Annotated in this window: 27 protein-coding genes, 1 tRNA gene and 1 pseudogene; 13 read left to right on the top strand and 16 right to left on the bottom strand. The window is 67.6% G+C overall.

The features are described 5' to 3' along the window. The 6 genes and pseudogenes from CJZ78_RS03260 to CJZ78_RS03245 all read left to right on the top strand — a co-directional run. A partial coding sequence (locus CJZ78_RS03260) for a ribbon-helix-helix domain-containing protein (protein WP_143592836.1) occupies window positions 1-266 on the top strand: 266 nt, incomplete at its 5' end. Further along, window positions 267-452: a hypothetical protein gene (locus CJZ78_RS13650; RefSeq protein WP_143592835.1), complete on the top strand. Its 186-nt coding sequence runs from the start codon at window positions 267-269 to the stop codon at window positions 450-452. A gap of 64 nt (window positions 453-516) precedes the next feature. Continuing rightward, window positions 517-759 (top strand): hypothetical protein, encoded by a 243-nt coding sequence (locus CJZ78_RS14790; protein WP_369802008.1) that lies wholly within the window; start codon window positions 517-519, stop codon window positions 757-759. A gap of 24 nt (window positions 760-783) precedes the next feature. After that, window positions 784-1152, top strand: a pseudogene (locus CJZ78_RS14785) (Uma2 family endonuclease); the annotation flags it as partial. A gap of 485 nt (window positions 1153-1637) precedes the next feature. Further along, on the top strand, window positions 1638-1799 hold the full coding sequence (locus CJZ78_RS03250; RefSeq protein WP_233128440.1) for an AbrB/MazE/SpoVT family DNA-binding domain-containing protein: 162 nt from the start codon (window positions 1638-1640) through the stop codon (window positions 1797-1799). Between the two features lie 27 nt (window positions 1800-1826). Beyond that, entirely contained in the window at window positions 1827-2042 is a 216-nt protein-coding gene (locus tag CJZ78_RS03245) for a PIN domain-containing protein (protein WP_233128439.1), read from the top strand. Window positions 2043-2215: 173 nt separating this feature from the next. Here CJZ78_RS03245 and CJZ78_RS03240 read toward each other — a convergent pair whose 3' ends face one another. The 5 genes from CJZ78_RS03240 to CJZ78_RS03220 form a co-directional block, all read right to left on the bottom strand. Then, window positions 2216-3358 (bottom strand): Fic family protein, encoded by a 1143-nt coding sequence (locus tag CJZ78_RS03240; RefSeq protein WP_094559439.1) that lies wholly within the window; start codon window positions 3356-3358, stop codon window positions 2216-2218. Between the two features lie 429 nt (window positions 3359-3787). Continuing rightward, a complete protein-coding gene (locus tag CJZ78_RS03235; RefSeq protein WP_094559438.1) occupies window positions 3788-4015 on the bottom strand; it encodes a ribbon-helix-helix protein, CopG family in 228 nt (75 codons plus the stop codon). A gap of 218 nt (window positions 4016-4233) precedes the next feature. Beyond that, complete coding sequence (locus tag CJZ78_RS03230; protein ID WP_198953821.1) at window positions 4234-5484, bottom strand: type II toxin-antitoxin system HipA family toxin; 1251 nt, start codon at window positions 5482-5484, stop codon at window positions 4234-4236. Continuing rightward, a complete protein-coding gene (locus CJZ78_RS03225; RefSeq protein ID WP_094559437.1) occupies window positions 5474-5698 on the bottom strand; it encodes a helix-turn-helix transcriptional regulator in 225 nt (74 codons plus the stop codon). The genes CJZ78_RS03230 and CJZ78_RS03225 overlap by 11 nt, the downstream gene beginning before the upstream one ends. A 325-nt stretch (window positions 5699-6023) precedes the next feature. Further along, window positions 6024-6458, bottom strand: a complete 435-nt coding sequence (locus tag CJZ78_RS03220; RefSeq protein ID WP_094559436.1) for a hypothetical protein — start codon at window positions 6456-6458, stop codon at window positions 6024-6026. A 90-nt stretch (window positions 6459-6548) separates the two neighbouring features. Between CJZ78_RS03220 and CJZ78_RS03215 the strand changes: the two genes are divergently transcribed. Then, a complete protein-coding gene (locus tag CJZ78_RS03215; RefSeq protein ID WP_233128438.1) occupies window positions 6549-6947 on the top strand; it encodes a nucleotidyltransferase domain-containing protein in 399 nt (132 codons plus the stop codon). On the opposite strand, the gene CJZ78_RS03210 is transcribed toward CJZ78_RS03215, so the two are convergent. Beyond that, window positions 6940-7500: a hypothetical protein gene (locus CJZ78_RS03210; protein ID WP_094559435.1), complete on the bottom strand. Its 561-nt coding sequence runs from the start codon at window positions 7498-7500 to the stop codon at window positions 6940-6942. The two genes, CJZ78_RS03215 and CJZ78_RS03210, sit on opposite strands and share 8 nt — an antisense overlap. Before the next feature lie 75 nt (window positions 7501-7575). Continuing rightward, window positions 7576-9087 carry a peptide ligase PGM1-related protein gene (locus CJZ78_RS03205; protein WP_094559434.1) on the bottom strand — a complete coding sequence of 504 codons (1512 nt, stop codon included), beginning with the start codon at window positions 9085-9087 and terminating at the stop codon, window positions 7576-7578. 60 nt (window positions 9088-9147) lie between these two features. On the opposite strand from CJZ78_RS03205, the gene CJZ78_RS03200 reads away from it, so the two are divergent. After that, on the top strand, window positions 9148-9423 hold the full coding sequence (locus tag CJZ78_RS03200) for a SemiSWEET family sugar transporter (RefSeq protein ID WP_094559433.1): 276 nt from the start codon (window positions 9148-9150) through the stop codon (window positions 9421-9423). On the opposite strand, the gene CJZ78_RS03195 is transcribed toward CJZ78_RS03200, so the two are convergent. Continuing rightward, complete coding sequence (locus CJZ78_RS03195; protein ID WP_094559432.1) at window positions 9413-11470, bottom strand: HDIG domain-containing metalloprotein; 2058 nt, start codon at window positions 11468-11470, stop codon at window positions 9413-9415. The genes CJZ78_RS03200 and CJZ78_RS03195 overlap by 11 nt on opposite strands. Before the next feature lie 69 nt (window positions 11471-11539). Here CJZ78_RS03195 and folD point away from each other — a divergent pair, with 69 nt between their 5' ends. From folD to CJZ78_RS03175, 4 genes are all read left to right on the top strand, one after another. After that, window positions 11540-12418, top strand: a complete 879-nt coding sequence (gene folD / locus CJZ78_RS03190) for a bifunctional methylenetetrahydrofolate dehydrogenase/methenyltetrahydrofolate cyclohydrolase FolD (RefSeq protein WP_094559431.1) — start codon at window positions 11540-11542, stop codon at window positions 12416-12418. A gap of 178 nt (window positions 12419-12596) precedes the next feature. Then, window positions 12597-13499, top strand: coding sequence for a geranylgeranyl diphosphate synthase CrtE (gene crtE, locus CJZ78_RS03185; protein ID WP_094559430.1), 903 nt, complete (start codon window positions 12597-12599; stop codon window positions 13497-13499). After that, a complete protein-coding gene (locus CJZ78_RS03180; RefSeq protein ID WP_094559429.1) occupies window positions 13496-13978 on the top strand; it encodes a divergent PAP2 family protein in 483 nt (160 codons plus the stop codon). The genes crtE and CJZ78_RS03180 overlap by 4 nt, the downstream gene beginning before the upstream one ends. A 5-nt stretch (window positions 13979-13983) precedes the next feature. Beyond that, entirely contained in the window at window positions 13984-15450 is a 1467-nt protein-coding gene (locus CJZ78_RS03175) for an ATP-dependent RecD-like DNA helicase (protein ID WP_094559428.1), read from the top strand. Between the two features lie 16 nt (window positions 15451-15466). Here the strand turns inward: CJZ78_RS03175 and CJZ78_RS03170 are convergent, their stop codons facing one another. From CJZ78_RS03170 to CJZ78_RS03140, 7 genes are all read right to left on the bottom strand, one after another. Beyond that, window positions 15467-16180: a GAP family protein gene (locus CJZ78_RS03170; protein ID WP_094559427.1), complete on the bottom strand. Its 714-nt coding sequence runs from the start codon at window positions 16178-16180 to the stop codon at window positions 15467-15469. A 22-nt stretch (window positions 16181-16202) separates the two neighbouring features. After that, a complete protein-coding gene (locus CJZ78_RS03165) occupies window positions 16203-16811 on the bottom strand; it encodes a histidine phosphatase family protein (protein WP_233128437.1) in 609 nt (202 codons plus the stop codon). A gap of 75 nt (window positions 16812-16886) precedes the next feature. After that, window positions 16887-17135: an acylphosphatase gene (locus CJZ78_RS03160; protein ID WP_233128436.1), complete on the bottom strand. Its 249-nt coding sequence runs from the start codon at window positions 17133-17135 to the stop codon at window positions 16887-16889. 2 nt (window positions 17136-17137) lie between these two features. Beyond that, window positions 17138-18610: a cobyrinate a,c-diamide synthase gene (locus CJZ78_RS03155; protein ID WP_094559426.1), complete on the bottom strand. Its 1473-nt coding sequence runs from the start codon at window positions 18608-18610 to the stop codon at window positions 17138-17140. Window positions 18611-18634: 24 nt separating this feature from the next. After that, a complete protein-coding gene (locus tag CJZ78_RS03150; RefSeq protein ID WP_094559425.1) occupies window positions 18635-19930 on the bottom strand; it encodes a glucose-6-phosphate dehydrogenase assembly protein OpcA in 1296 nt (431 codons plus the stop codon). Between the two features lie 23 nt (window positions 19931-19953). After that, window positions 19954-21477, bottom strand: a complete 1524-nt coding sequence (gene zwf, locus CJZ78_RS03145) for a glucose-6-phosphate dehydrogenase (RefSeq protein ID WP_094559424.1) — start codon at window positions 21475-21477, stop codon at window positions 19954-19956. Between the two features lie 162 nt (window positions 21478-21639). Beyond that, window positions 21640-22818, bottom strand: coding sequence for a phycobilisome linker polypeptide (locus CJZ78_RS03140; protein WP_094559423.1), 1179 nt, complete (start codon window positions 22816-22818; stop codon window positions 21640-21642). A 213-nt stretch (window positions 22819-23031) separates the two neighbouring features. Between CJZ78_RS03140 and CJZ78_RS03135 the strand changes: the two genes are divergently transcribed. Next, window positions 23032-23502, top strand: coding sequence for an SRPBCC family protein (locus CJZ78_RS03135; protein WP_094559480.1), 471 nt, complete (start codon window positions 23032-23034; stop codon window positions 23500-23502). A 202-nt stretch (window positions 23503-23704) separates the two neighbouring features. On the opposite strand, the gene CJZ78_RS03130 is transcribed toward CJZ78_RS03135, so the two are convergent. After that, window positions 23705-23777 (bottom strand) — tRNA-Glu (locus CJZ78_RS03130). Window positions 23778-23798 lie beyond the last annotated feature (21 nt).

Raw genomic sequence — 23798 nt, 5'->3', positions numbered from 1 at the left:
CTTTTGCCGAAAAAACCCTGGTTTTTCTCGTACAATCAACTGTAATGCCTCCCGTGCCGCCCATGAGTGCCTCTCGATTGGAAGTGCGCCTGCCTGATCGCCTGAGCGAGCGCCTTGAGTCGCTGGCCTCCTCCGAGGGACTCACAAAAACTGATGTTTTCCGCAGGGCTCTCGCGTTGTATTTGTTGGTGAAGGAGCGAGAAGAGGCTGGTGCCACCCTCCAGTTCGTAAAGAACGACCAGCGAGAAACACTGGTCAGCATCTGAATGAGCGACCCCAACGCTGATTTCAAGACGCTTCTTGAGCTCACAGGTTGTGTTCAGGTGAGAAGCGCTGAACATCCAGACGACCGCCGGCAACGGCACCGCCTTGAAAAAAATGCGGTTTGGTTGATCGGTGCCATTGCCGGGTTCTCCAGTTGGTTCTTGGAGGAGCCGTCGGTTTTGCCTTGAAGCGGCCTTCTTGATGGATTTAGGCCTGGCGCCACAGCATGAAAAGGCCCGCCGAACTGCGGCAATGACGCTCACCACCGTTTCTCCAGCATCTGGTGCGTCATTCGATGCCTTGGCGCCGCTGCGCCTACCGGCAGCATTGCGGCTGACGCCCGAGCAGTTCGAGCTGGTGTGTGCCGAGAACCGCGAAGCGGTGCTCGAGCTGGCTGCTAATGGAACCGTGATCGCGATGACGCCAACAGGCAGCGAAACCAGTGGCCGCAACAGCCGGTTGGTGATGCGGCTGTTGCTGTGGGCGGATCAATAAGGCGGCTGGAAGGTCTTCGAAAGTTCGGGGGGATTTCGCCTGCCCGATGGATCTGTGCTGAGCCCGGATGCCTCGCTGGTGCGCCTCGAGCGCTGGCAGGCCCTCACGCCCGATCAGCAGCGATGCTTTGCTCCCCTCTGCCCCGAGCTAGTGGTTGAGCTCGCCAGCCCTACCGACGAAGGTCCGCGTGGCCTCACCGCTCTGCGCCGCAAGATGGATGCGTACCAAAGCAATGGTGCCCGTCTGGGTTGGTTGCTCATTCCCCATGAGCGGGCTGTGGAGGTGTGGCCCGCCAGCGGTGAATCGCAGCGCCTGGAGCAGATCGCGTTGCTTCAAGCGGGCCCCGAGTTCCCCGGCCTGCAGTTGCAGCTGGCCGAGATCTGGGCGGGCTGAACGCCTCACCCACCGCACATCACTGCCATGGCTGCGATCGGACCTCCTGGTTCATGCTGCGCCGCTGACACCCCTTAACACACGTCAAAAGGAGGACAGCGTTGGCTACACGCAGCTACGGATCGGCTCGGGCATCAGCTTTTTGTTGCTTCAAGAATGCCTTTTTGCGCATAGACGGGTGATTGGCGCTTGCAGCTGCGAGGGCATGCACGCCTGGGTCGTGATGGTGTCCACAATCGCTTCCCATGGGCCATGCTTCGTTAAAGCCGGGATTTCTTTCGCCAAAGCGTTCGATAGCTGTGGCCGGCTGCGGGCCCAGGTCGCCGACGTTCATCAACGGGCAGGCGGCAGCGTGAATGATCATGGATGAGATTTGGTAATTTACCCGCCGGGGTGCCCTCTATGCGCAGCACCATTACCAGCCGCGGGCAGACCGTGATCCCTGCCCCCATCCGGGATGGCTTTCGCTGGGCCCCTCCAAGCGATTGGAATGGACCGTGGAGGCTGATGGCTCCATCCGGGTGGTGCCGGTGGATCTATCGCCGGTCAAAGCCTTTCGCGGCATGGGCCGCCGTGGTGGCTCCAGCCAGCGCTTGCTTGCTGATCGCGAAGCCGAGCGGCAGGCCGAGCGGGCGTCTGGCCACTGATTTCCTGCAAAACGGATTGATTCCCAGATGGGATCGCTACTCCTGCTCGACACATCGGCGCTACTCACCCTGCGCGACGACGAAGCCGGTGCCGGACGGGTTGAAGAGGCGCTTGAGCAGCCAGGGCGCTGCTACGCCTGCTTTCTCAGCCGGATGGAGGTTCTCCACCGCGTCTGGAAAGACGAAGACGAGCGCGGCGGCCGCGCAGCAGGTGGGCGCCACCCTGCTGCACAAGGATCCTGAGTTTCGTGCCATCGCCAACCTTCCGCAGGAATGGCTCGGTTGATCGTCAGATGGGCTTGCCCGTTTGGCATCCAACGATCGACGTCGACGTGGAGCGCTACGCGATCGAGCAAGCGATCAAGCGCCCCGACAGACGTTGTCTGGAAAGTGCATTGCAACATCGCTCCCACCGGTCACAGACCTGGCCAACGGAGGTGATAGGCGCGGCTGCGGCCCTCGCCGATCGGCTCGATCGCACGCAGCTCCACCAGCTCGGCCAGATCGCGCCAGGCTGTGGCGCGGCTCACCTTGGTGAGGCCGATGGCCTTGCGCAGGGTCATGCCGCCCGTGAACCCTTCCGGTTCGGCATCCAGCAACCGGTTGAGCAGTTTCTGCTGGCGGCTGTTGAGGCCGCTGTGGCGGTGGCACCACCAGAAGGCGGCCTTGCGCCGCACCGCATCGATCACGGCGCCATTGGTGGCCGCCGCTGCGGTGAGCTGCTCCAGGAACCAGCGCAGCCAATCCGTGACATCCAGCTCTCCCCGTTGGCAGCGCTCCAGTGCCATGTAGTAGCCCTGCCGCTCCCTCAGGATCTGGGCGGAGAGGGCCAAGGCGCGGCCTGATAGCGCCTGTTGGGCCTGAGCCTTGCAGTCCTGGGCGAGCAGCCGATCGGTGATGGCACGGGCTAAGCGGCCATTGCCGTCTTCATAGGGGTGGAGGGTGAGGAACCAGAGGTGGGCCAGGCCCGCGCGCAACAGCCCGTCCAGCTGCGCTGGAGGTGAGGCGACCCAAGCCAGAAACACTTCCAGCTGCCCATCGAGCTGGCCTCTGGGCGGGGCTTCAAAGTGGAGGCGCTCACGGCCGATGGCGCCGGAGAGCACCTGCATCGGCGCCTCATCGCGCAGCTCACGGATCCGAATGGCGCGCAGGCCATCCGGGCCAGCGGCAAACAGGCGCTGGTGCCAGTGGTTCAGCGTGGCCAGGGTGAGGGGCTCATCCAAGCTGCTGGTGGCCTCCAGCAACACATCCAGCAGGCCCTCCACCTGGGCGCTGGCGGCCGGCTGCCCCTCGGCCAAGGGAAGGCGCAGCCGGCGCGCGATCGAGGAGCGCACCTGGCCGGGATCGAGCAGCTCGCCTTCGATGGCGGTCGTGCCCAGGCTCTCGCGGCCCAGCAAGGCGGAGATCGCTTCGCGATCGAGCGGGGGCTCCAGCGTCTTCAGCCGGCTCAGCAGCTCCTGGCGTGCAGCGCGGGCTTGCTCCAGCAGCGCCTCCAGAGCGGAGCCCTCCCAGTGGAACTGGGGCCAGTCCGCCTGCTGCCAGATCCAGGATGAAGCCATCGTCGCACTCTAATCGCTTTGCCTGGTGAAGCGATTAGCTGGTGATCATCGCTTCACGGCTGTTGTCTCAGAGCTTCTTTTGCCAATGACGCCCATGTCGACCTCCTGGGAGCCGCTTCCGTCGATCTACCACAGCAAGCAGGATTTCCATGCATCGCTGCCGCCGTGGCGACGGCCGCTATAGAACAGCAAGCTCAGTGCAATCTTGTCCAGCACAGGCACCGGCTCTACCTTTCCGAATGGCCTGGTGATGGCTAACGGCATGCTCACCCTTAACTAGTCAGGGCAGCTCCAGCCAGCTGCTCAGGGCATGCTCGACTTCAGCCAGTATTCCTGATTCCAGAATCCCCACCACGGCTGGTCTTGGCTTGCCTGAGTACACCCCAGAGATGGTAATCGTCACGATCAGACCCCGTTGTAGAGCCACTGTCATACGGTCCAATCAGGCCAGTCCGGAAGTTGCTCACTCCAATTGGGTGTGCCGCTATGTTCAGCAATCAAGGCCGACTGACGTTGAGCTTCATCGTTGTTACTAAAGCGCTGTACATAATGCGCGATCGCCTCACGCACACAAGCGCTACGGCTCTTTCCCATGCTGAGCGCAAGCTGATCCAACTGGTGCTCAAGCTCGGGCTCTACCCGCACGCCGATCGCCATCCTGGATTTTGTTAAACGATTTGTTAAACAGCCTAGTGCCTTCTGCGTGTATCCCCACGCCCATGCCCGGGGGCAAACCGCGATCTCTGCTCCGATTCGGGCGCGCTTCTCCCTCGGTCCATCCCAGCGGCTGGAATGGATTGTTGAGGCGTCTGGCCACTGAACATCGGCTCTGCTACGCCTGCTTTCTCAGCTCGCTCAGCGGAGGTCTGGACAGTTCAGGCGTTGAATCGGCGTAAGGTCAGATCGCAGCGCTGCTCGATCAGGTTGGCGATGTCCCCGATCAGTGCCTCATCTCGATAAGCCTCGTCGGCTTGCAGGCGGAAGGCGACCAAAGGAAGTTGCGCAGCCATCCGTAGCACCCGTTTTCTGGTCTGCGCCCACGACAAACCTGTTGCCTTGGCAAATTGTTCCCAATGGCGTTCTTGCACCTCACCAAATAGATATTTGCTGCCCAGCTTCATCGCCATCTTTGCAGTGAGCGTGGGATACACCGCTGTGCACAGCAGGTCGTAGAGCGGCGCGAGCGTTGGCGTTCTTTCGGTGTAGAGCAATGAGAAGTTCTTTGCGTGGGCGTCGTTGTTGCCGATTAGGGCGTTGAACACCACTGCATCCAGCAAACGGATCACTTGCGGAGCGCTGGGTCTAGTGGCTCTACGCAAAAGTCCAAAGCAGGCGTTCAGATCAGGGCCCCCTTCATTCTGATACTTCAGCTCGGGCGGAATGCCTAGCGCCTGGCAGAAGTCTTCCTGATGCAGCCGTAACCACCTCTCATCGTCTCTGCGGCTTCGGTCGTAGCGATGCACCACCAACACCTGCCGCTCTCCGGCCGTCAGGATCTCGGCGTCAGCCACCCGGAGCCCCATGGCTTGCCCCAAGGCCATGCAGAACGCCTCGTTGAGCACGCTGCCTTCTACTGCCGCAATGGCCGGTTTGAGGATGTGCGTGCTGGGCGTGCTGCCAAGGGGTAAGCCGATGCGGGCCCCGTTAAACACCACCGGCAACTTGTCTTGGGCGCCAGCCAGCGACAGCCGCAGACCATCGCGCTGCGCCAGCATTGGCCGCTGGGGCAAGTCATTGAGCAGGGCGATCAGCTGATCCTGCTCCAGCCACTCCACAGCTTCTGTCTCAGTGACTTGATCGCCCGACATCAGGCACACTGCACCAGCGCAATCACCACCGATCGCGGCCAGCAGGCCGAAGTCATTGGACCTTGAGATCTGGCACTGCTGGGCAATCCGCTGCCTGAGTTGCCCCTCTGGCAGCAATCCAGCAAAAAATGGCCTGCAGGCCTGATCGCCAAACGGCTCTGCATTTAGCGGCAAGCTTTGCGACAGCGCGATCGCCTGCGGTTGCTCCAGCCAGAGTGCGCAGTACTGAAATTGCAGCTCCCCGGCATTCAGCCAGAGCGTGCCTGCCCGCTGGTTGAGCAGCCACACCTCCAGGCTGGTGGTGATTTCACTGGCCACTGCTTTCCGTGTCCAGATGCAGGGTTCCACCCAGGGCGTCGATCACCCGCAATACCCGCTCCAGCTGCACTGTTGGTTTGCCAGCCTCCAGCTCCACCAAAAAGCGCAACCCCACCCCAGCCGCCAGGGCAAGATCCGCCTGGGTGAGCCGCAGTGTTTTGCGCGCCACCCGCAAGGCGGCCCCCAGATCATGCACGGCATGGATTGCCGTCATAACCGGTGCCCCTCTTGGTCCCGTACTGGAATAAAAAGACGCAAAGACGCCATGGTTCTTTGGAAATTACCGTTCGGGATCATTGCGGGATCCTAGGGCGAGTTGGCGCCTGATTGTCCCGATCGGGAATAGGCTTCGCTGGCGGATCCCGCCCCGCCTGTGTTTGTCGGTTGGTGAAGTGCTCTTCTGCGGTCAGGGCAGCTCCAGCCAGCTGCTCAGGGCATGCTCGACTTCAGCCAGTATTTCTGATTGCAGAATCCCCACCCCTGCGCCGAGAGCGGCCTTGAGCTGATCGAGAAACTGGCCTGGGCAGCCCTGCGTTGCCTCAGCCGGCGTCAAACACCCGCTTGCCGTCGGCTCGTTTCTGGTTGTGGCGCCTCGCTTCCCTGCGCGTGAATTCACTCACCGTGGGGTTGCCCACCACCGGATCCACATGGGCCACCTGCTCCCACAGATCCCGCGGCGCCCAGCGCACCGTGTGCTCCACCCGGTCGTGCTTGATCACATGGCACCAGCGGCTGCTGCCGCAGGCCGGGCAAAACAGCTCTTCCAGCCACTCGTTGCTCAGCACCAGCACCGGGTAAGCCTGGATCACCAGCTTGGCCCTCTTGTCGGCCATGCCCCTGGCCTTCAGCTGCTCGATCGTGAGCAGGTGCAGGAAATACTTCTTGCCGTTGCCCTCAATCAGTTGCTCCGGATGGGCCGGGCAGCACAGCTGGCGGCGTTGGGGCCGGCGGGAGCGTCGGGGTGTGTCGCTCAAGGGACAGCATTAGCTGAATTGAAAGTAGCGCCATTCGGCGCGTGCGGCCGCGAGCTTGTTGGCTCAAAATGAAGCGTTGAACAGCACCCGATGAACCGCTCGGCCGGCTGCAAAGCCAAGACGCCCTCAGCCATGCCCGTGCGCTCGTTGACGCAATCTGTGCTGCGTTGGCCCCAGCCTGAGCAGGTGTTGCATGAGGCGCGCGCCTGGGCAGATGAGCAGCGCCGTCTGCGGCCGAGCCTGCGGCGGATTGGTGTGTTCGGCAGCTATGGCCGGGGCGCCGCTTCGGTGGGCAGTGATCTGGATCTGCTGCTGATCGATGAAGCCGTCGATGGTCCCCAGCACCGGCGCCTCTGCGACTGGCCGCTTGAGCGTCTGCCGCTCAGCTGTGATGCCTTGGTGCTCACCCCCGCCGAACTTGAGCAGCTGTTTAGCGGTTCGAGCCGCATGGCCCAAGAGCTCCAGTCCGACCTCCTTTGGCTCAACTGAAGGCTGAGAGCTGGGACCGATCGCAACCGCTCCAGGCGGCGCGAGCAGCCTCCGTGGCCGCCACATCGAGTTTGGCGAGCGCCTCGCGTGCCTCGCTCTGGCGGGCCGTCAGCTCCCGGCGCCGCGCCTCCTGCCCGGCTTCCCAGCGGCGCCTTTCTGCCCCATCGGCCTCCCGCCAGCGGGCCAGGGCCTGGGCATAACGCTCCTGCTCCAGCTCCTGGTCCTCGCGGGTGAAGCGGTCCATCACCGCCGGATCGGGCGCCGCCGGCCGCGCCAAGGGCACAAAGCGCTGCTGGTTCAGCTGGCTGAGCGCGGCGACGCTGCGATCGTGCTCCAGCACGAGCTTCTGCACCGCCGGTTGTTGCTGGCGGCACCGGCTCACCAGGCCATCCAGCTGCTGTTGCCGTGCCGCCGCCGCCGCCCGCTGGCGCTCAGCCTCACCCCACCCGAACCCGTTGCAGCCCAGCAGTAGCAGGGTCGCCGCAGCGACCACCACCAAGGTGCTGGCCTGGGTGCTCTGGCGAAGGATGGAGCAGGCCTCCGTCCGCTGCATTGGGGGATCGACAACCGCTTCCAACCAACTGGATGGCGCGACGCCTGTCAAGCCGCAATGAGTGGCCGAGCCGGATCAGTGGCCGAGCCGCCGGGCCGCTTGCAGCAGTTCGGCTTCGGTGGCGGCATACACCTCTTCGGCTTCCTCGGCGCTGCGGCCGATGCAGGTCATGCCGAGCTTGCCGTATTCCGACAGGCAGCCCAGCAGGTGAAACACGCTGCCGCGCAGCTGGGCCGGGTCGAAGTGCAGCCCCGCCTCGGCCACGATGTCAATCAGGTCCACCGGCAGCAGCCCGCGCAGGTGGGGGGCGGTGAGGTTGTCGGTGGCCTTGTAGTGCAGTGCTTGGCCGCTGGGGGCGCGGTAGAGCCCGCTGGCCGGATCCAGGGTGCCGCTCGTGATGGCGCTGAGGGCCATGTAGGGGTGGGTTGTGCCCCCCTGGCGCAGGTTCACCTCGATCGCCTGCAGGTCCCAGCGGTCGTTGAAGCGCCGAGCGATGAAATCCACCGCGTAGCGCTCCAGTGCCCCCTCCTTCGCCAGGGCCTCCCCCACCGCCTGGCCGTGGTGCATCAGCGCCAGCCGGTAGGGCTCTGCTGCCGGGAAGCTGCAGCCCAGGTAGGTCTGGCCGCTGGCGCCGCCCAGCACCTGCTCATGGCTGGAGAGCACCTCCACCAGGCCTGGTTTGCCTGCCGAGCCCGGGTGAATCGTGCCCTGCACGCTCGGCGAGCGCAGGGCCTCTCCCCCCTCCAGCCAGGCTTCCACCAGCGCTCCCTGGGGTCCCAGCTGCTCCTTCCAGCCGGGTGATGGCATCGGCAGCGCCTCCAGGGCCTGGCGCAACCGCCGGCGGCGTTCGCTGCCGCTGAGTTCGGCCAGCTGCAGGGGTGCCAAAGGCAGGGGGGCATTGCCCTCGCCGCTGAAACCCTCATTGAGCTTCACCACGCATTGGCGCAGCTCGGGATGGGCTTCCCAGAGTTCGGCGGTGGCTTCGGTGAGGTCGTCGAGGCTGTGGGTGAGGGGCGAGCCGGGCGGGTGGGGCACGCCGCAGCGGGCAAACAGCTCGCGGCTGCCGGCCTTGCTGCCCCAGTAGCCCAGGGCCGGATCGGTGCCCAGCAGCGGCACCTGCAGCCGCTCGGAGAGCTGCTTTTCCAGGTTGCTCACCACGAAGCAATTGATGAAGCTGCGCCCCGGCCGCAGCAGCTCGGCGATCCGCGCCAGCAGCGCCGGCCGCTCCAGCAGCTTGGCGGTAAGGGGCCGGTTGGAGGCGTCGTCGGTGTCGACCAGGTGCAGCCGCCGCCGGGCGTGGGAGGTGGGCACCCCCGGCAGCAGCTCCAGCACCGCATCCACCACCAGCTCCCCCAGCGGTTTGCTGGTGGCATACACCATGCGCACCCCCGGATCCCGCAGCCGGATCAGCGAAAACAGCTGCCGCTCCTCGTAGTGGTGGGCGCCCGTCACCAGGTCGATCTGGCTCTGGTCCATCGACAGCGACGGCACCATCAGCACGTCCATATCGGGCCCCTGGGCCTGGTTGACCCGGCTCCACTCCGGCTGCAGCTGGGCCTGGAGCTCGCGGAAGCTGAGCGGCGTCATGGCGGCAGGTGCAGGATCGGGGCCTGTCCACCATGCTGGCCACACTCTGCGCTGCAGCCCATGGCCGCCCCCTTGGTGCCTCCTGCCGTGCGTGCCCTGGGCTACGTCGCGGCCCTGCTCACCACCGTGAGCTTCTTCCCCCAGGCCCTCAAAACCCTGCGCAGCGGCGACACCAGCGGCATCTCCCTGCGCATGTATGGCCTGTTTACTGCCGGCATCGCCCTGTGGGCCCTCTATGGCGTCTGCACCAGCGATGGCCCCCTGATCGCCGCCAACCTGATCACCCTGGTGCCCGCCGGCATCGTGCTGGAGCGCAAGCTGCGCGCTAGGCGCTAAAAGCCTTGCGTGCCGGGATCGGGTAGGGGATGCGGCGGTGACGCATCCGCTTCCACACCCGCACAAAGGCCCGGATCAGCAACTCCAGCTCGGCCCGGCCGATGCCGCTTTCGGCCAATTGCCCGTCGTTCTGGCGGGCCTCCACGATGCGGCGCACCATCTGCTGGGCCTCCGTTTCGCTGGTGCCCGGCGGCAGGGAGCGCAGGGCCGCCTCACAGCCGTCGGCCAGCATCAGGATCGCCGTCTCGCGGCTGCGGGGCGTCGGCCCCCGGTAGCGAAACTGCTCCTCGGCGATGGCCGGATCCCGCTCCCGCGCCTGGTGCAGGAAGTAGCCCATCTTCAAGGTGCCCTGGTGCTCGGGGATGAAGTCGGCCAGGGGACGCGGCAGCCGATAGCGGCGGGCCAGTTTCAGCCCCTCGTCCACATGGGCCTGCAGGATCGCGGCACTGGCGAAGGGGTCGTTGAGGGCGTCGTGGGGGTTGCTGCCCTCGCCCTGGTTCTCGATGAACCACTGGGGGCCGTGAAGCTTGCCCACGTCGTGATACAGCGCCCCGGTGCGCACCAGGTCGATGTCGGCCTGGATCGCCCGGGCGCCCTCCTCGGCCAGGCCGGCGATCATCAGGGTGTGCTCGAAGGTGCCCGGCGCCTCCACCGACAGCCGCCGCAGCAGCGGCCGCTGCAGATCGGCCAGTTCCATCAGCCGCGCCCGGGTTACCAGCCCGAAGAAGGTTTCCACCAGCGGCGCCAGCAGCAGCCCGGCCATCAGCAGCCCGCCCAGAAGCAGCGCTTCGCTGAGCAGATCCACCTGACTGGGTCGCAGGACGGATTGCAGCAGCAGCCACTGCACGGCCAGGCCCGCTCCCGGCAGCAGCACCGCCAGCTGCAGCAGTTCGGCCCGGCTGCGCTGCCGTCCGGCCGCCACCGCCGCCACGCTGCCCACCGCCGCTGCCACCAGCAGCCGCACGGCCGTCAGGGCCGTCACCGGTAGGGGCCACAGCAAGGTGCCCGCCGCCAGCCAGGCCAGGCCGCAGGGGGTGCCCAGACCCTGGGCCAGCAGCAGGGCCGGCGGCACCAGCAGCACCAGGGGGCTGGCCAGCGGCCCCAGCCACAAGGTGAAGCCCTGCATCACCAGCAGTGCACCGAGGGCCAGCAGCGCCTGCCGCGGCTCCAGGCAGGCCCGCCAGCGCCGCAGCACCAGCACCAGCACCCCAGCCACCGCCAGAGCCTCGAGGAAATGGCCCAGCCAGGTGAGCGGCCTGGGCCTGCGGTTCACCAAACCGAAGTAATCGAGCACGTCTAAGGCCTGGGGGCTGATCGTCTCCCCTTGGCGGGTGATCAGATCGCCCTGCTCCACCACGATCGTGGGGATGCCCTGCTGGGTGATCAGCGCCTCAATGCGCCGTTGGCTCAGCCCCGGATCACTGCGCAGGTTGGAGTGCCCCTGCAGCGCATTGGTCAGCAACCGGGCCCCCAGGCCCCGCGGCACCGACGCCAGCGGCTCCAGCTGCAGGGTGGCGGCTTGCAGCAGTTGCCCTTCGGCTACGCCGGGGGCCACCCCCTGGCTGAGCATGCGTAGCTGGGCCTGACGCACCTCCCGCCCCCAGGCGGTGAGCTCAGCCGGTCCGACGGTTTTCAGCCAGGCCCGCTCCTCGGCGGTGATCGCCACCGGCTCCACCCGCGGCTGCTCCGCGTTGGCCTGCTGTTCCACCGCCTGCAGGCCCTTCTCCAGTTGTTGCTGGAGCAGCTGGTTGGTCTGCTGGTCCACCACCTGCACGGTGGTGCGCGGCACCATCTCCTGACGCCGCTCCTCCAGGGCCGTGCTGTCCACCACCCGGGCTGCCTTCGGTGCTCGAGCCGTGAAGGGAGCGCTCATGCCGGGGCGCAGGTTGGGCTCCACCAGCCAGGGCCAGCTGGCCACCAGCGCCACCAGGGCGCACACCAGCAGCACCGAGGCCGTGTCGCGGCTGCGCCAGATGCCGGGAGGCTGCCGCGGGCGTTCCAGCCGCAGCAGCTTCCGCCACAGGGATCGCAGCTGCCTTAACACCATTCCAAAACGCTAGCGGGCCTGCCTGCGGGCGGGATTGCAAGCTGGTGATGCGCAGCCTTGATTTGCTCCATGGCCCTCCGTCTGGACGGCCGCCAGCTGGCCGGCGAGATAGAAGCCCGGCTCCAGGCGGTGATCGCCGAGCATCTCCCCGTGGTGGGGCGCCCGCCCGGCCTGGCGGTGCTGCGGGTGGGCGACGACCCCGCCAGCGGCGTGTACGTGGCCAACAAAGAGAAGGCCTGCGCCCGGGTGGGCATCACCAGCCTGGGCGCCCATCTGCCGGCCGGCACTCCGGCAGCAGAGGTGTTGGCGGCCGTGCAGCGGCTCAACGCCGACCCCGCCTGCGACGGCATCCTGCTGCAGCTGCCCTTGCCGGACGGCCTCGATGAGGCGCCGCTGCTGCTGGCGATCGATCCGGAGAAGGATGCCGATGGGCTGCACACCCTCAACCTGGGCCGCTTGCTCAAGGGCGAACCCGGCCCGCGCAGCTGCACCCCCGCCGGCGTGATGGCGCTGTTGGCCCGCCAGGGGGTGACGCTCTCCGGCCAGCGCGCGGTGGTGGTGGGCCGCAGCATCCTGGTGGGCCAGCCGATGGCGCTGATGCTCCAGGCCGCCGATGCCACCGTTTCGGTGGCCCATTCGCGCACCACCGATCTGGCTGCCCTCACCCGCCAGGCCGATGTGCTGGTGGTGGCCGCCGGCCGGCCGCGCATGATCGGCGCTGAGCACGTGAAATCTGGTGCCGTGGTGGTGGATGTGGGCATTCACCGCACCGAGAGCGGCCTCTGCGGCGACGTGCGCTTCGAGGAGGTGGAGCCGATCGCCAGCGCCATCAGCCCGGTGCCCGGTGGCGTTGGCCCCATGACCGTCACCATGCTGCTGGTCAACACCGTGGTGGCCTGGTGCCGCCGCGCCGGCGTCGACCACGGCCTCGGCGATCTGGTGCCCTGATCTGGTGCCCTGAGCTGATGTCCTGACGGGCCGCCGGGTCGTTGCGCGTTGGGGCCTCGCGCGTTGTTGAACGTTCTGTTTCACACATCCAAATCGCTCTGCAACAAACACCCGCCAGCGCTGGGCCGGCGGTTCGCCTGAGAGAATCCCGCCAGGAATGGCCAGAGGCCCAGCCCCCATGACCGCGGCGGTATCCACCTCCTTTGATTTCGCCGCCTATCTGGAGGCGAGCCGCCTACGGGTTGAGGCGGCCCTGGACGGCTCCCTCGGGCCGGAGCGCCCCGAATCGCTGCGGGAGGCGATGCGCTACTCGCTACTGGCCGGCGGCAAGCGGCTGCGGCCGATCCTCTGCCTGGCGGCCTGTGAGCTGGCGGGCGGCGAGAGCGATCTGGCGATGCCCACGGCGGTGGCGCTGGAGATGGTGCACACCATGTCGTTGATCCACGACGACCTGCCCGCCATGGACAACGACGATCTGCGCCGCGGCAGCCCCACTAACCACAAGGTGTACGGCGAGGCCAACGCGATCTTGGCTGGCGACGCCCTGCTTACCCGCGCCTTCGAGATGGTGGCGTTGCGTAGCCCCGGCGTGCCGGCTGAGCGGCTGCTGGCGGTGGTGGGTGAGCTGAGCCTGGCCTCTGGTGCCCCCGGTCTGGTGGGCGGCCAGGTGGTGGATCTGGAGTGCGAGGGCAAGAGCGTCGATCTCGACACCCTCGAATACATCCACCTGCACAAAACCGGTGCGCTGTTGAGTGCCTGCGTGCTCACCGGTGCCCTGATCGCCGGCGCTTCCGACGACCTGCTGGCGGCCCTGCGCACCTACGCCCGCGGCATCGGACTGGCCTTCCAGATCATCGACGACATCCTCGATGTCACCGCCAGCAGCGAGGTGTTGGGCAAGACCGCCGGCAAGGATCTCGCCGCCGACAAGACCACCTACCCCAAGCTCCTCGGCCTGGAGGAATCGCGCCAGCGGGCCGATGCCCTGGTGGCCGAGGCCAAGGCGGCCCTGGCCCCCTGGCACGCCAGTGCCGCGCCCCTGTTGGCCCTGGCCGACTACATCACGAGCCGCGACCGATGAGCGCCCCCCTTGCTGGGATCTTCGACAACGGCGTGATGTGGTGGGGGCTGGCGGCCTGCGGCGTGGCCCAGCTCTCCAAGCTGGTGATTGAGCTGGTGGTGCACCGCCGTTGGAATCCGCGGGTGCTGTTGGAAACCGGCGGCATGCCATCGAGCCACTCGGCCCTGCTCACCGGCACCACCGCCGCCCTCGGCTGGGTGCAGGGGTTTGACGGACCCCTGTTTGCCCTGGCGGCCGTGCTCTGTTTCGTGGTGCTCTACGACGCCTCCGGCGTGCGCCGCGCCGCCGGCCTCACGGCTGCCCGGGTGAATGCGATGGGTGACACCCCCAAGCCCCTCAAGGAAAACCTCGGCCACACCCGGTTGGAGGTGCTCATCGGTGCACTGATGGGGCCGCTGGTGGCACTGCCCGGGCTGGTGCTGCTGGGTTCTCCGCTGCATCTGGCCCAGGGGCTGGGCTGGTTCACCGCGGTTGGTTGACGCGGTTGGCTGACGCCGCAGCATCGGGCCCCTCCGCGGCCCTCACCGCCGATCAGCAGGCCGCGGCCGCTGCCTTTGCCGACTGGCTGGCCGCCCCGGTTGACGGCACGCCGTTTGTGTTGAGCGGCTACGCCGGCACCGGCAAAACCTTTTTGTCGATGCGCTTTCTGGCCCAGGTGGAGGCCACCGGCCTCTGCTGGACCGTCGTCGCCCCCACCCACAAGGCCGTGGGCGTGCTGCGCTCCCACCTGGCCCTGGCGGGCCTGGCGCCCACCTGGTTTCCCTCCACCATCCACCGGCTGCTGCGCCTCAAGCTCAAGCGCCAGCGCGATATCGAGCGCTGTGAGGAAACCGAGCAAACCGCCGTCGCCCTCGAGCACCTGGGCCTGGTGCTGATCGATGAGGCCTCGATGGTGGACTCAACCCTGCTGGAGATCAGCTTGCGCTGCGCCCACCCTTTTCGCACCCGGCTGGTGTTTGTGGGCGATCCGGCCCAGTTGCCGCCGGTTGGTGAACCCGTGAGCCCGGTGTTCAGCCTGGGCCGGGCCAGCCGGGCCGAGCTGCGCCAGGTGGTGCGCCACCATGGGCCGGTGCTGCGCCTGGCCTCGGGGTTGCGCCAGGGCGATCTGCCCTGCCGCAAGCCGCCGCCGCTGCCGCCGATCCGCACCGCCAGCGGTCAGGTGGCCCTGCTGGAGCGGCGTGAGTGGCTCGAGGCCGCCCAGACCGCCCTGCGCCGCAGCGCCGAAACCGACAACCCAGACCTGGCCCGCATCCTCTGCTACACAAACCGCTCCCTCGAGCAGCTGGTGCCGATCGCCCGCCGCGCCCTGCACGGCGAGATGGCCGACCAGCTGCCGGTGCTGCCCGGCGAGGTGCTGATCACCCGCGCTGCCGTGATGGCCCCCGCCTGCCGCGAGGGTGAGGACGCCGCCGAGGAGCCCGACATGCTGCTGGGCTCCAACCGGGAGCTGGTGGTGCGCGATGTCATCCCCGAGCGCTGCGACCTGGCCGATTTCGGCGTGGCTGATGCGGCGGTGATCGACACCCTCACGGCCCGGGTGGAGGCCGGCGACAGCCAGCTGAGCCTGAGGCTGCTGCCGCCCCTGGGCTCGGCGGCCCGGAGCGCCCTCGAGGCGGTGTTGGCCCGCCTGCGTCAACGGGCCAGGGATGCCGGCAAGCAGGAGGGCAAGGGCCTGTGGCGCCGCTTTTTCCTGGTGCGGGACGCCTTTGCCTCCCTCGGTCCGGCCGCCGTTCTCACCGTGCACCGCAGCCAGGGCAGCACCTTTGCTGAGGTGTTCGTCGATGCCGATGTGTTCTGGCCCAGCGACCCGGTGCTGCGCCGCCAGCTGGTGTACGTGGCGGTGAGCCGCGCCAGCCAGGCGGTGACGCTCCAGGCCGGGCCGCCGGCCGCCGGCCCCGGCGCCCTTGCCGAGCAGCAGCTCTGGAGCCAGTGGCTCCAGGCCGATCTCTGATCAGGCCAGCTTCGGGCTAGGCCAGCATGAGGCCCTCGATGCCCTGCCAGCCCAGGTAGACGGCGAGGGCCACGCTCACCAGGCCCACCAGCAGGTCGCCCTTGGCAAACAACCACTGCTTGCCCCGCTCCAGCAGCGGCAGGATCCGCTCCGGGCCGGCCAGTAGCAGGGCCAGCAGCGGCACTAGCAGGAGGCTGGCGCTCACCAGGCTGAACACGCCGGTGGCCAGCACCTCCGTGCCCCGGCCCAGGTTTGCCGCCAGCAGGCTGCCGGCAGTTTTGGCAAACAGAATCAGATCGTCGGGGCTGGCCACCTCAAGGGCCGCGCTGATTGCCAGCAGCAGCGGCAGGGGCATGGCGCAGAACTGATCCAACTTGCGTGTCCAGCCCGGTGGAGCAGCCCCCTCCTCCTCCTTGGTCAGCAGCTCCTTGAGGCCGAGCCCCAGCAGGGCGCCGGCCGCCAGCAGGTCGAGGCCAGTGCGGTGGCTGGTGCCTTTGTCCATCGTCAGCAGCAGACCGTGGCCCACGGTGAGCAGCAGCGTTACCGCCAGGGCCGCCGTGGCCAGCCAGCCCGCCACAAACCAGCCGCCGCGCTGCAGGGGTTTGGGGCCGAGCAGCAGCAGCAGCAGCAGGCCGATGTGCAGCGGCGAGAAGCCGATCGCCAGCCCGAAGGCCGCCAGCTCCCCCAGCAGGGCGCTCAGGCCATTGGCAGCGGTCTGTGGATCAGCCATGTGGATCAGTCATTTCGATCAGTCATGACGTGGCGGGCACGACCGGGGCATTCCAGCGCACCACCGTGCGCCGCTCCCGTTCATGGCCGAGCACTGAGACGGTGGCGGTGTTCAGATTCAGCAGCGCCCCGCTGGCCGCTCCGAGCCCCAGCCAGGTGCCCGCGAGGCTGCGCAGGATATGGCCGTGGGCCACCAGGGCCACCGCCGGGGCCTGGGGGGCGGCCAGTGATTCAGCTAAGGCGATCACCCGTTGGCAGCGCTCCTCCACCTGGGGGCAGCTTTCGCCGTCGGGGCAGCCGTGGCTCCACACGGTCCAGCCGGGCACCTGCTCGCGGATCGTGGCGGTGGTGATGCCCTCGTAGCGGCCGTAGTCCCATTCCTGCAGGTCGGGGCAGATGCGGGCCTGCGCCCCCAGGCCGGCCAGCTCGGCGGTGCGCCGCGCCCGCTGCAGCGGGCTCACCAGCACGGCAGCAAAGCGCTGCCGGGCCAGCATCGGTGCCAGGGCCCGGGCCTCCGCCTCCCCTTCCGGCAGCAGGGGCAGGTCGGTCTGTCCCGTGTGGCGCCCACTGAGGGCCCATTCGGTGGCGCCGTGGCGCAGCAGCCACAGCTCGAGCTGGGGAGGAGTGTTCACACCGGTGATCTCAGGTTGTGCAACAGGTTGTTCAACACAGTCATTCACGCGTTTGGCACCCCTCGCCACCACGCATCAGCGCTGCACCTCAAACCAGTCGGCGCCGGTGGCCGGCACCTGGTTGGAGGCGACGCTGTTGACCATCGCTAGCACCGGACCCTTCTCGCACCAGATGCGCAGTTCGGTGAGCTCCTGGGGCGAACCCTCCGCTTCAATCTCCACCGAGCCATCGGGGCGGTTGCGCACCCAGCCGCTCAGGCCAAGATCCCTGGCCCGGGTGCAGCAGGCGGCGCGGTAGCCCACTCCCTGCACCTGGCCGCGCACGATCAGCTGCCAGCGTTCCTGCTGAATCTGGGGCTTGGGCTCGTGGGGTTGGATGAAGCGGCGCTCGTCGGCAGCGGCGCGGCGCGCCCGGCTGCGGCGGCCAGGCGAGAGGGAATCACCGGGCATCCAGCCCAGTGGAGATGCAGCCAGCTGGCGTGCACGTTCGGCGCTGTCCATCCTTCGCTCCGGGTTGGCGTCCCCCAACCTTCAAGCTGCCACAGCCCGCCGGTGCTGGCCACAGATTCGAGCTGCCAGCGGTGGAATTCATGGCCGCAGAAGTGCTCTCCGGGCCGCACCAGCAGCCCGCTGGTCGTGGCCTTGGCCTCGCGGTAGCCGAGGCTCAGCGCCCCTTTGCGGGCCCGGAAGGGCAGCACCCCCGCCATCGGCTGCAGCATCCCGTCGCCATCGGCCAGCTGCTCGCCCAGCAGCAGCAGGCCGCCGCATTCGGCCACCAGCGGCAATCCAGCCGCCGCCGCCCGGGCCAGCTCGCCCAGGCTGCGGCGGCTGGCCGCCAGCTGGGCGGCATGGAGCTCGGGATAGCCCCCGGGCAGCAGCACCGCCCGGCAGCCCACCGGCAGGGCTTCATCGGCCAGGGGGCTCCAGGCCACCGGCTCCAGCCCCACCGCCGCTAGCAGCTCGCCGGCTTCGGGATAGCGGAAGTGGAAGGCCGCGTCGCTGGCGATCGCCACCGGCAGCGGCGCCTGCTCTGGCCCCTGCTCCGGTGCCTGCTCGGGTGGGCTGGGGCGGTGCTGGCTCAGGCACCAGTGGATCGGATCCTCGGCGCCGGCCTGGGGGGCGGGGGGCGCCAGCAGCGGCTCCAGGCGCGCAAGATCGAGGTGGCGGGCGGCCAGCTCCGCCCATTGCTCCTGGCGCTGCTCCAGATCGTGAAGCTCCCCAGGCGGCAGCAGCCCCAGGTGGCGCGACGGCAGCTCCAGGCTCGGGTGGTGGGGCAGCACCCCCAGCAGCGGCACGGCGATGCTCTCCAGCGCTTCGCTCAGCAGGGCGTGGTGGCGTTCGCTGCCCACCCGGTTGAGCACCACGCCGGCCAGGGTCACCGGCGGCGGGCCATGGTCGCGGAAGCCCCGCACCAGGGCCGCCAGGGAGCCCGCCTGCCGAGAGGCTTCCACCACCAGCACCACCGGCAGCGCCAGCTGGGCCGCCACCGCCGCCGAACTGCCCTCACTGCTGGGTCCGCGGCCATCGAACAGGCCCATCACCCCCTCCACCAGGGCCAGGTCGGCCCGGCTGCCGTGCCAGTGAAAGCAGCGCTCCACCCACTCCGGGCCACACAGCAGCGGATCGAGGTTGCGGCAGGTGTGGCCGCTCACCCGGCTGAGCAACTGGGGGTCGAGGTAGTCGGGCCCCACCTTGAAGGGCTGCAGCTGCCGGCCCGATCGCCGGGCCCAGGCGGCCAGGCACAGCGACAGCAGGGTCTTGCCGCTGCCACTGCTGGGCGCGGCGATCAGACAGGCCATTCAGGGGTGCTCAGGGCAGCAGGCTCAGGGCAGCAGTTTGGCGGCGATCGGCGCGGCGGCGGCCAGCAGGGGGTTGGTGGAGTCGTGGCCGCCCGACAGCAGCCGCGCCATCTCCATCTCCTCACTTTCCATCGGCAGCGGCACCACCTCCTCGGCCAGTTCCATGCTCGCCATGCCGCCGGATTCGAGCCGCATGCAGCCGCCCGACTCGGAGCAGAGAATCACGCACAGGGGGGAGCCCTGGCTGCTCTGGCAGATCAGCCGCAGGCCCACCATCGCCCCCGGATGGGTTTTGGGCACGCCCACCGGCACTGGCATCTGCCGGAAGCGCACGGTTTCGCCATCGGTGCGCTCGAATTCAGCGCCGATGCCCTGGCCCGCGCCATCGCCGTCTACTGGGTAGGTGGAGATCAGGTGCCACCCCAGCCGGTCGGCCAGCCAGGCTGCCAGCAGCAGCCCCTTCACCGGGTTGCTGCCCTCCACGTCGAGGTCGAGCTGCACCACGTGGTTAAGGGCATCCCGCCGCGACGGCGGGTCAAACACCATCGCCAGCGACTCCCGCCAGCTGCGCAGCCGCAGCCAGTTGAGGTCGTTGATGGGCTGGCCGGCATCGATGCGATCCACCAGCAGGTCGAGGCAGCGGCGTGGATCGCCCAGCGACGAATCCACCACCAGGCGCCGATGGCCGCTGGCCAGGGTTGCCATCACCTCCGGGGCCTCATCGAGGCTGCTGTTCCACCACACCCAGCAGGGCAGGTCGGGGCTGATCAGCGGCTGCACCAACTCCAGGCTCTGGCTCAGGGCGCCGGTGCCGCCGCGCAGCACCACCACATCGCCGCAGGCGTCGCCGCCGCTGCCTTCCTCCGGCAGGGGGCAGTAGGCGGCCACCAGGGTTTCAAGGGGATGGCCGCCATCGAGGGTGGGGGCCAGGGTGATCAGCCGCCGCGGCATGTGGGCGCTGATCGCCCCCTCCACAAATTGCCCGCGCAGGTCTTCGGCGTGGTGGTCGCCGCCCAGCTTGCCAATCGCCCAGGCCAGCTGGGGATCCATCGGCGCGGTGCTCAGCGGCAGCCCGCAGCTGATCGCGGCGGCCCGGGCCGCCTCCAGCACGGTCTCGTTGAGCAGGCCGGTGATCGGGCCGTCGAGACGGCCGCAGCGCACCAGCTGCTGCTCCAGCCAGGAGCCCTCCCACACCACCAGGGTGAAGGTGGTGGCTCCGTGGGAACTGCCCAGTTCCTGGCTCCAGAGGCGCTCCAGGTAGCTGGGTACCTCGTCAGGCGGCAGGGCGAGTGGGGCCTGGAGGGTGAGCTGGGTCGACATGGGGGCAGGGGGTGAAAAAAAACTTAGGGGCGACGCCAGGCCAGGCCGTCCTCGGCCACCAGACTGTCGGCGGCGCCGGGGCCCCAGGTGCGGGCCTCGTAGGGGTACACCGGCAGCTGGTTCGGGGCGTCTTCGATCAGCTCCAGCAACGGGGTGTACAGCCGCCAGGCGGCTTCCACTTCGTCGCTGCGGGTGTACAGGGTGGGATCCCCCAGCATGGCGTCCGCCAGCAGACGCACATAGCCCTCATCGCTGGGCTCGCCGAAGCTGTCGTCGTAGGAGAAGGCCATATCCACCGGCCGGCTGCGCATGCCGGAGCCAGGGGCCTTTACCTCAAACTTGAATTCGGCCCCTTCATCGGGCTGGATCCGCAGGATCAGCTGGTTGGGGGTGGGGGCACCGCCGGCGGCATCAAACAGGTGTACCGGTGCTTCCCGGAAGGTGAGCACCACCTCGGAGAGCCGCTTGGGCAGCCGCTTGCCGGTGCGCAGGTAGAAGGGCACACCCTGCCAGCGCCAGTTGTTGATGAACAGCTTCATCGCCACGTAGGTCTCCGTGGTGCTCTCGGGATTCACCCCCGGCTCCTGGCGGTAGCCGGCGATCGGCCGGGTGCTGGAGCCGCCGGGTCCGTACTGGCCCCGCACGCAACACTTCCAGGGTTTGTCCTCGTTGGCCAGGCGCGCGGCCTGGATCACCTTGGCCTTCTCGTTGCGCATCGACTCAGGATCGAAGCGGCCCGGCGCCTCCATCGTGGTGAGGGCCAGCATCTGGGTGAGGTGGTTCTGCACCATGTCGCGCAGGGCGCCGGAGCTCTCGTAGTAGCCGGCCCGCTCCTCCACCCCCACCGTTTCGGCAGCGGTGATCTGCACGCTGGCGATGTAGTTGCGGTTCCAGATCGGCTCGAAGATCGTGTTGGCGAAGCGCAGCACCAGGATGTTCTGGACCGTCTCCTTGCCGAGGTAGTGGTCGATCCGGAAGATCTGGTTTTCCTGGGCGCTGGCCCGCACCACCCGGTTGAGCTCCTGGGCGCTGCCGTAGTCGCGACCGAAGGGCTTCTCGATCACCACCCGGCTGCGGGCGGGATCGCTGAGCAGCCCAGCGGCGGCCAGGGCCCGGCAGCCACTGCCGTAGAAATTCGGCGACACCGACAGGTAGAAGGTGCGGTTGCCGCGGGTGGCCCGCTGCCGGTCGATGCCTTCGAGCCGCTGGCCGAGCCGCACCATCGTGGGCGGATCCTGGAGATCCACCGACTCGTAGAAGAGGCCCGCCGCAAACTGCTCCCAGGCCATGCGGTGCTCGGCCACCTCGCTGGCCATCGCGTCGGCCATGCGCTGGCGGAATTCTGCGTCGCTCCAGGGGCGGCGGGCGCAGCCCAACACCGCGAATTCACTGGGCAGGCGCCGCTGCCGGAACAACTCGAAGAGTGCCGGGATCAGCTTGCGGTGGGTGAGGTCGCCACTGGCTCCGAAGATCACCAGGCATTGGGGCGGAATCACCCGCTCCTGGCGGAGGCCGACCCGCAGTGGATTGGTGAGCACGCTGCCCATGGATGCCTTCGCGGTGCCCATGGTTTAACCGGCCAGGCGGCGCTGCCCACCGGCTGGCCCACTTTGTGATGGTTTCTGTATGGGATTGGCCAAAAAAAAGCCCGCCGGGGAGGCGGGCTGAGGGGAGGTGGTGACGACCGTTGCCGGGGGTCCATCCCGATATCAATAGGTCTCGACGTGCCAGCGCTCGGCTTTCTTGAGCTGGGGACGCAGCTCGGCCCAGTTCAGTCCCTTGGCGGCGGCGGCGGTGGCCATCGCTTCGTCGATGCCAGGCTCCATGCCCCGCAGACCGCACATGTAGACGTGGGTCTTGGGGTTTTCGATCCAGGAGAAGATCTCCTCGGCGTTCTCGCTGACGCGGTCCTGGATGTACATCCGGCCGCCGCTGGCGTTCTGCTGCTCGCGGCTGATGGCCTTGGTGTAGCGGAAGTTGTCGGGGAACTCCGTCTGATAGCGGTTGAAGTCGTCGTCGTAGAGCAGGTTGGCCGTGGTGGGTGAGCCCATGAACAGCCAGGCCTTGCCCTTGAAGGTCCAGCCGTTCTTTTCGCGTTCGGACGGCTCGAACATGCGCCGCAGGTAAGTGCGCATCGGGGCGATGCCGGTGCCCGTGGCCAGCATGATCACGTTGGCGTCTTCGTCGGCAGGCAGGAGCATCTCTTTGCCCACCGGACCGGTGATCTTCACCTTGGCGCCGGGCTCGATGTCGCAGAGGAAGGTCGAGCAGACGCCGTTGATCGTTTCGCCGTCCTTCTTGTACTGGAGCTGGCGCACGCACAGGGAGACGGTGTCACCGGCCAAGTTGTCGCCGTGGCGGGTGCTGGCGATCGAGTAGAGGCGCAGTTTGTTGGGCTTGCCGTTGGCATCGGTGCCGTCGGGAATGATGCCGATGCTCTGGCCCTCGACGTAGTGCAGCTGGGGATCGCCGCCCTTGAGATCGAAGGTGATGTGGTTGACCCGACCAATCGCCCCATCCGCCAGCAGGCTGTAGTTCTCAGTGACGGTGCCGATGAACGGGTCCTTCGGCTTGTAGAGGTTGACGGGGACGTCGGCGTGGGACACGGCAGCGGGTTTCGTAGGAGCGGCTTTGGCTTTGGCTTTGGGGGCGGGTGCGGCCGGGGCTGGTGCAGCGGCAGGCGTGTCGCCACCGGCGCCGTCGACACCCAGCACGGCACGGATCCGACCGCCCTGCTGGGCGATGGACTGCATCAAGCCCTGGAGCTGGTTGTACGGCACGGTGAAGCGACGTTCAGCCTGGCGCTGGCGACCGATGCCGAAGCCCTCCACCACGACGGTGAACATGCGGCTGTCCGACTGGATGGCGCGACCGGTGGAAACACGCATGCAGACTCAGCCCCCTCAAAAGCGCGTTGATCATACGGAACCTTTCCGCTGCGGTTTTCCAGGAGACGCCGCTAGGTTTGTGCGCCAGCACACTTCGACAGTGCTCCTTTGGCCCAGCTCCTCGCCCAGGCCCGCCCTTCCGACCCGCCCCCCAGCGACCCGTCTTCGGCCGTCGTGAGTGACGCCTGCAGCCTCGACACCATCCAGCAGGTGATGGAGCGGCTGCCCCAGGGAGCCCGGCGGTTGGCGGTGCAGCTGCGGCTGCCCCTCGACCCAGAGTGGCTTTGGGCCGTGCTCACCGACTACGCCAATCTCAACCTCTACATCCCCAACCTGGCCTCCTCCCGCGAGCTCTGGCGTCGGGGCAACCGGGTGGGTCTTGAGCAGGTGGGCACCCAGCAATTTTGTGGTCTGAGCTTCAGTGCCAAGGTGGAACTGGAGCTGGTCGAAGATCGGGACGCCGGCGAGTTGCGGTTCTGCATGTGCCGCGGCGACTTCCGTCGGTTCGAGGGCATTTGGCAGATCGGCCGCTCCGGCGGGGTGACCCATCTCTTCTATGAGCTCACCGTGCAGGGTCGCCCGGGCATGCCGATCGGGCTGATCGAGCAGCGCCTGCGCGAAGACCTGGCCAACAACCTGCGCGGGGTGCAGCGCGAAGCCGAGCGCCGCGCCGCCTTGTCCTGAACCATCCCTGCTGGGCAGGAGGTGCTGTTGGTTGTGCGGATTTCTGTTTGTTGAACAACTTGTTCAACAGCTTGATTGGGGTGGATGTCGGCAAGCGCGACACCGGCAAAAAAATGTCTCTTTGAGAAGCACGATCGCTCGTCAAGAGATCCGGCTTCAGCGTTGCGAAAAGCAACTCTTTGGGCCGTTGTTTGGTTGGTGATACCCCCAAGGGGATTCGAACCCCTGTCGCCTCCGTGAAAGGGAGGTGTCCTAGGCCTCTAGACGATGGGGGCGAGGCCACAACGCTGTTCGGC

Source organism: Synechococcus sp. 8F6 (assembly GCF_002252665.1).
Taxonomy (GTDB): Bacteria; Cyanobacteriota; Cyanobacteriia; order PCC-6307; family Cyanobiaceae; genus Cyanobium_A.
Note: the sequence above shows the minus strand (reverse complement) of the source record. Positions and strands in the feature narration are given on the sequence as shown.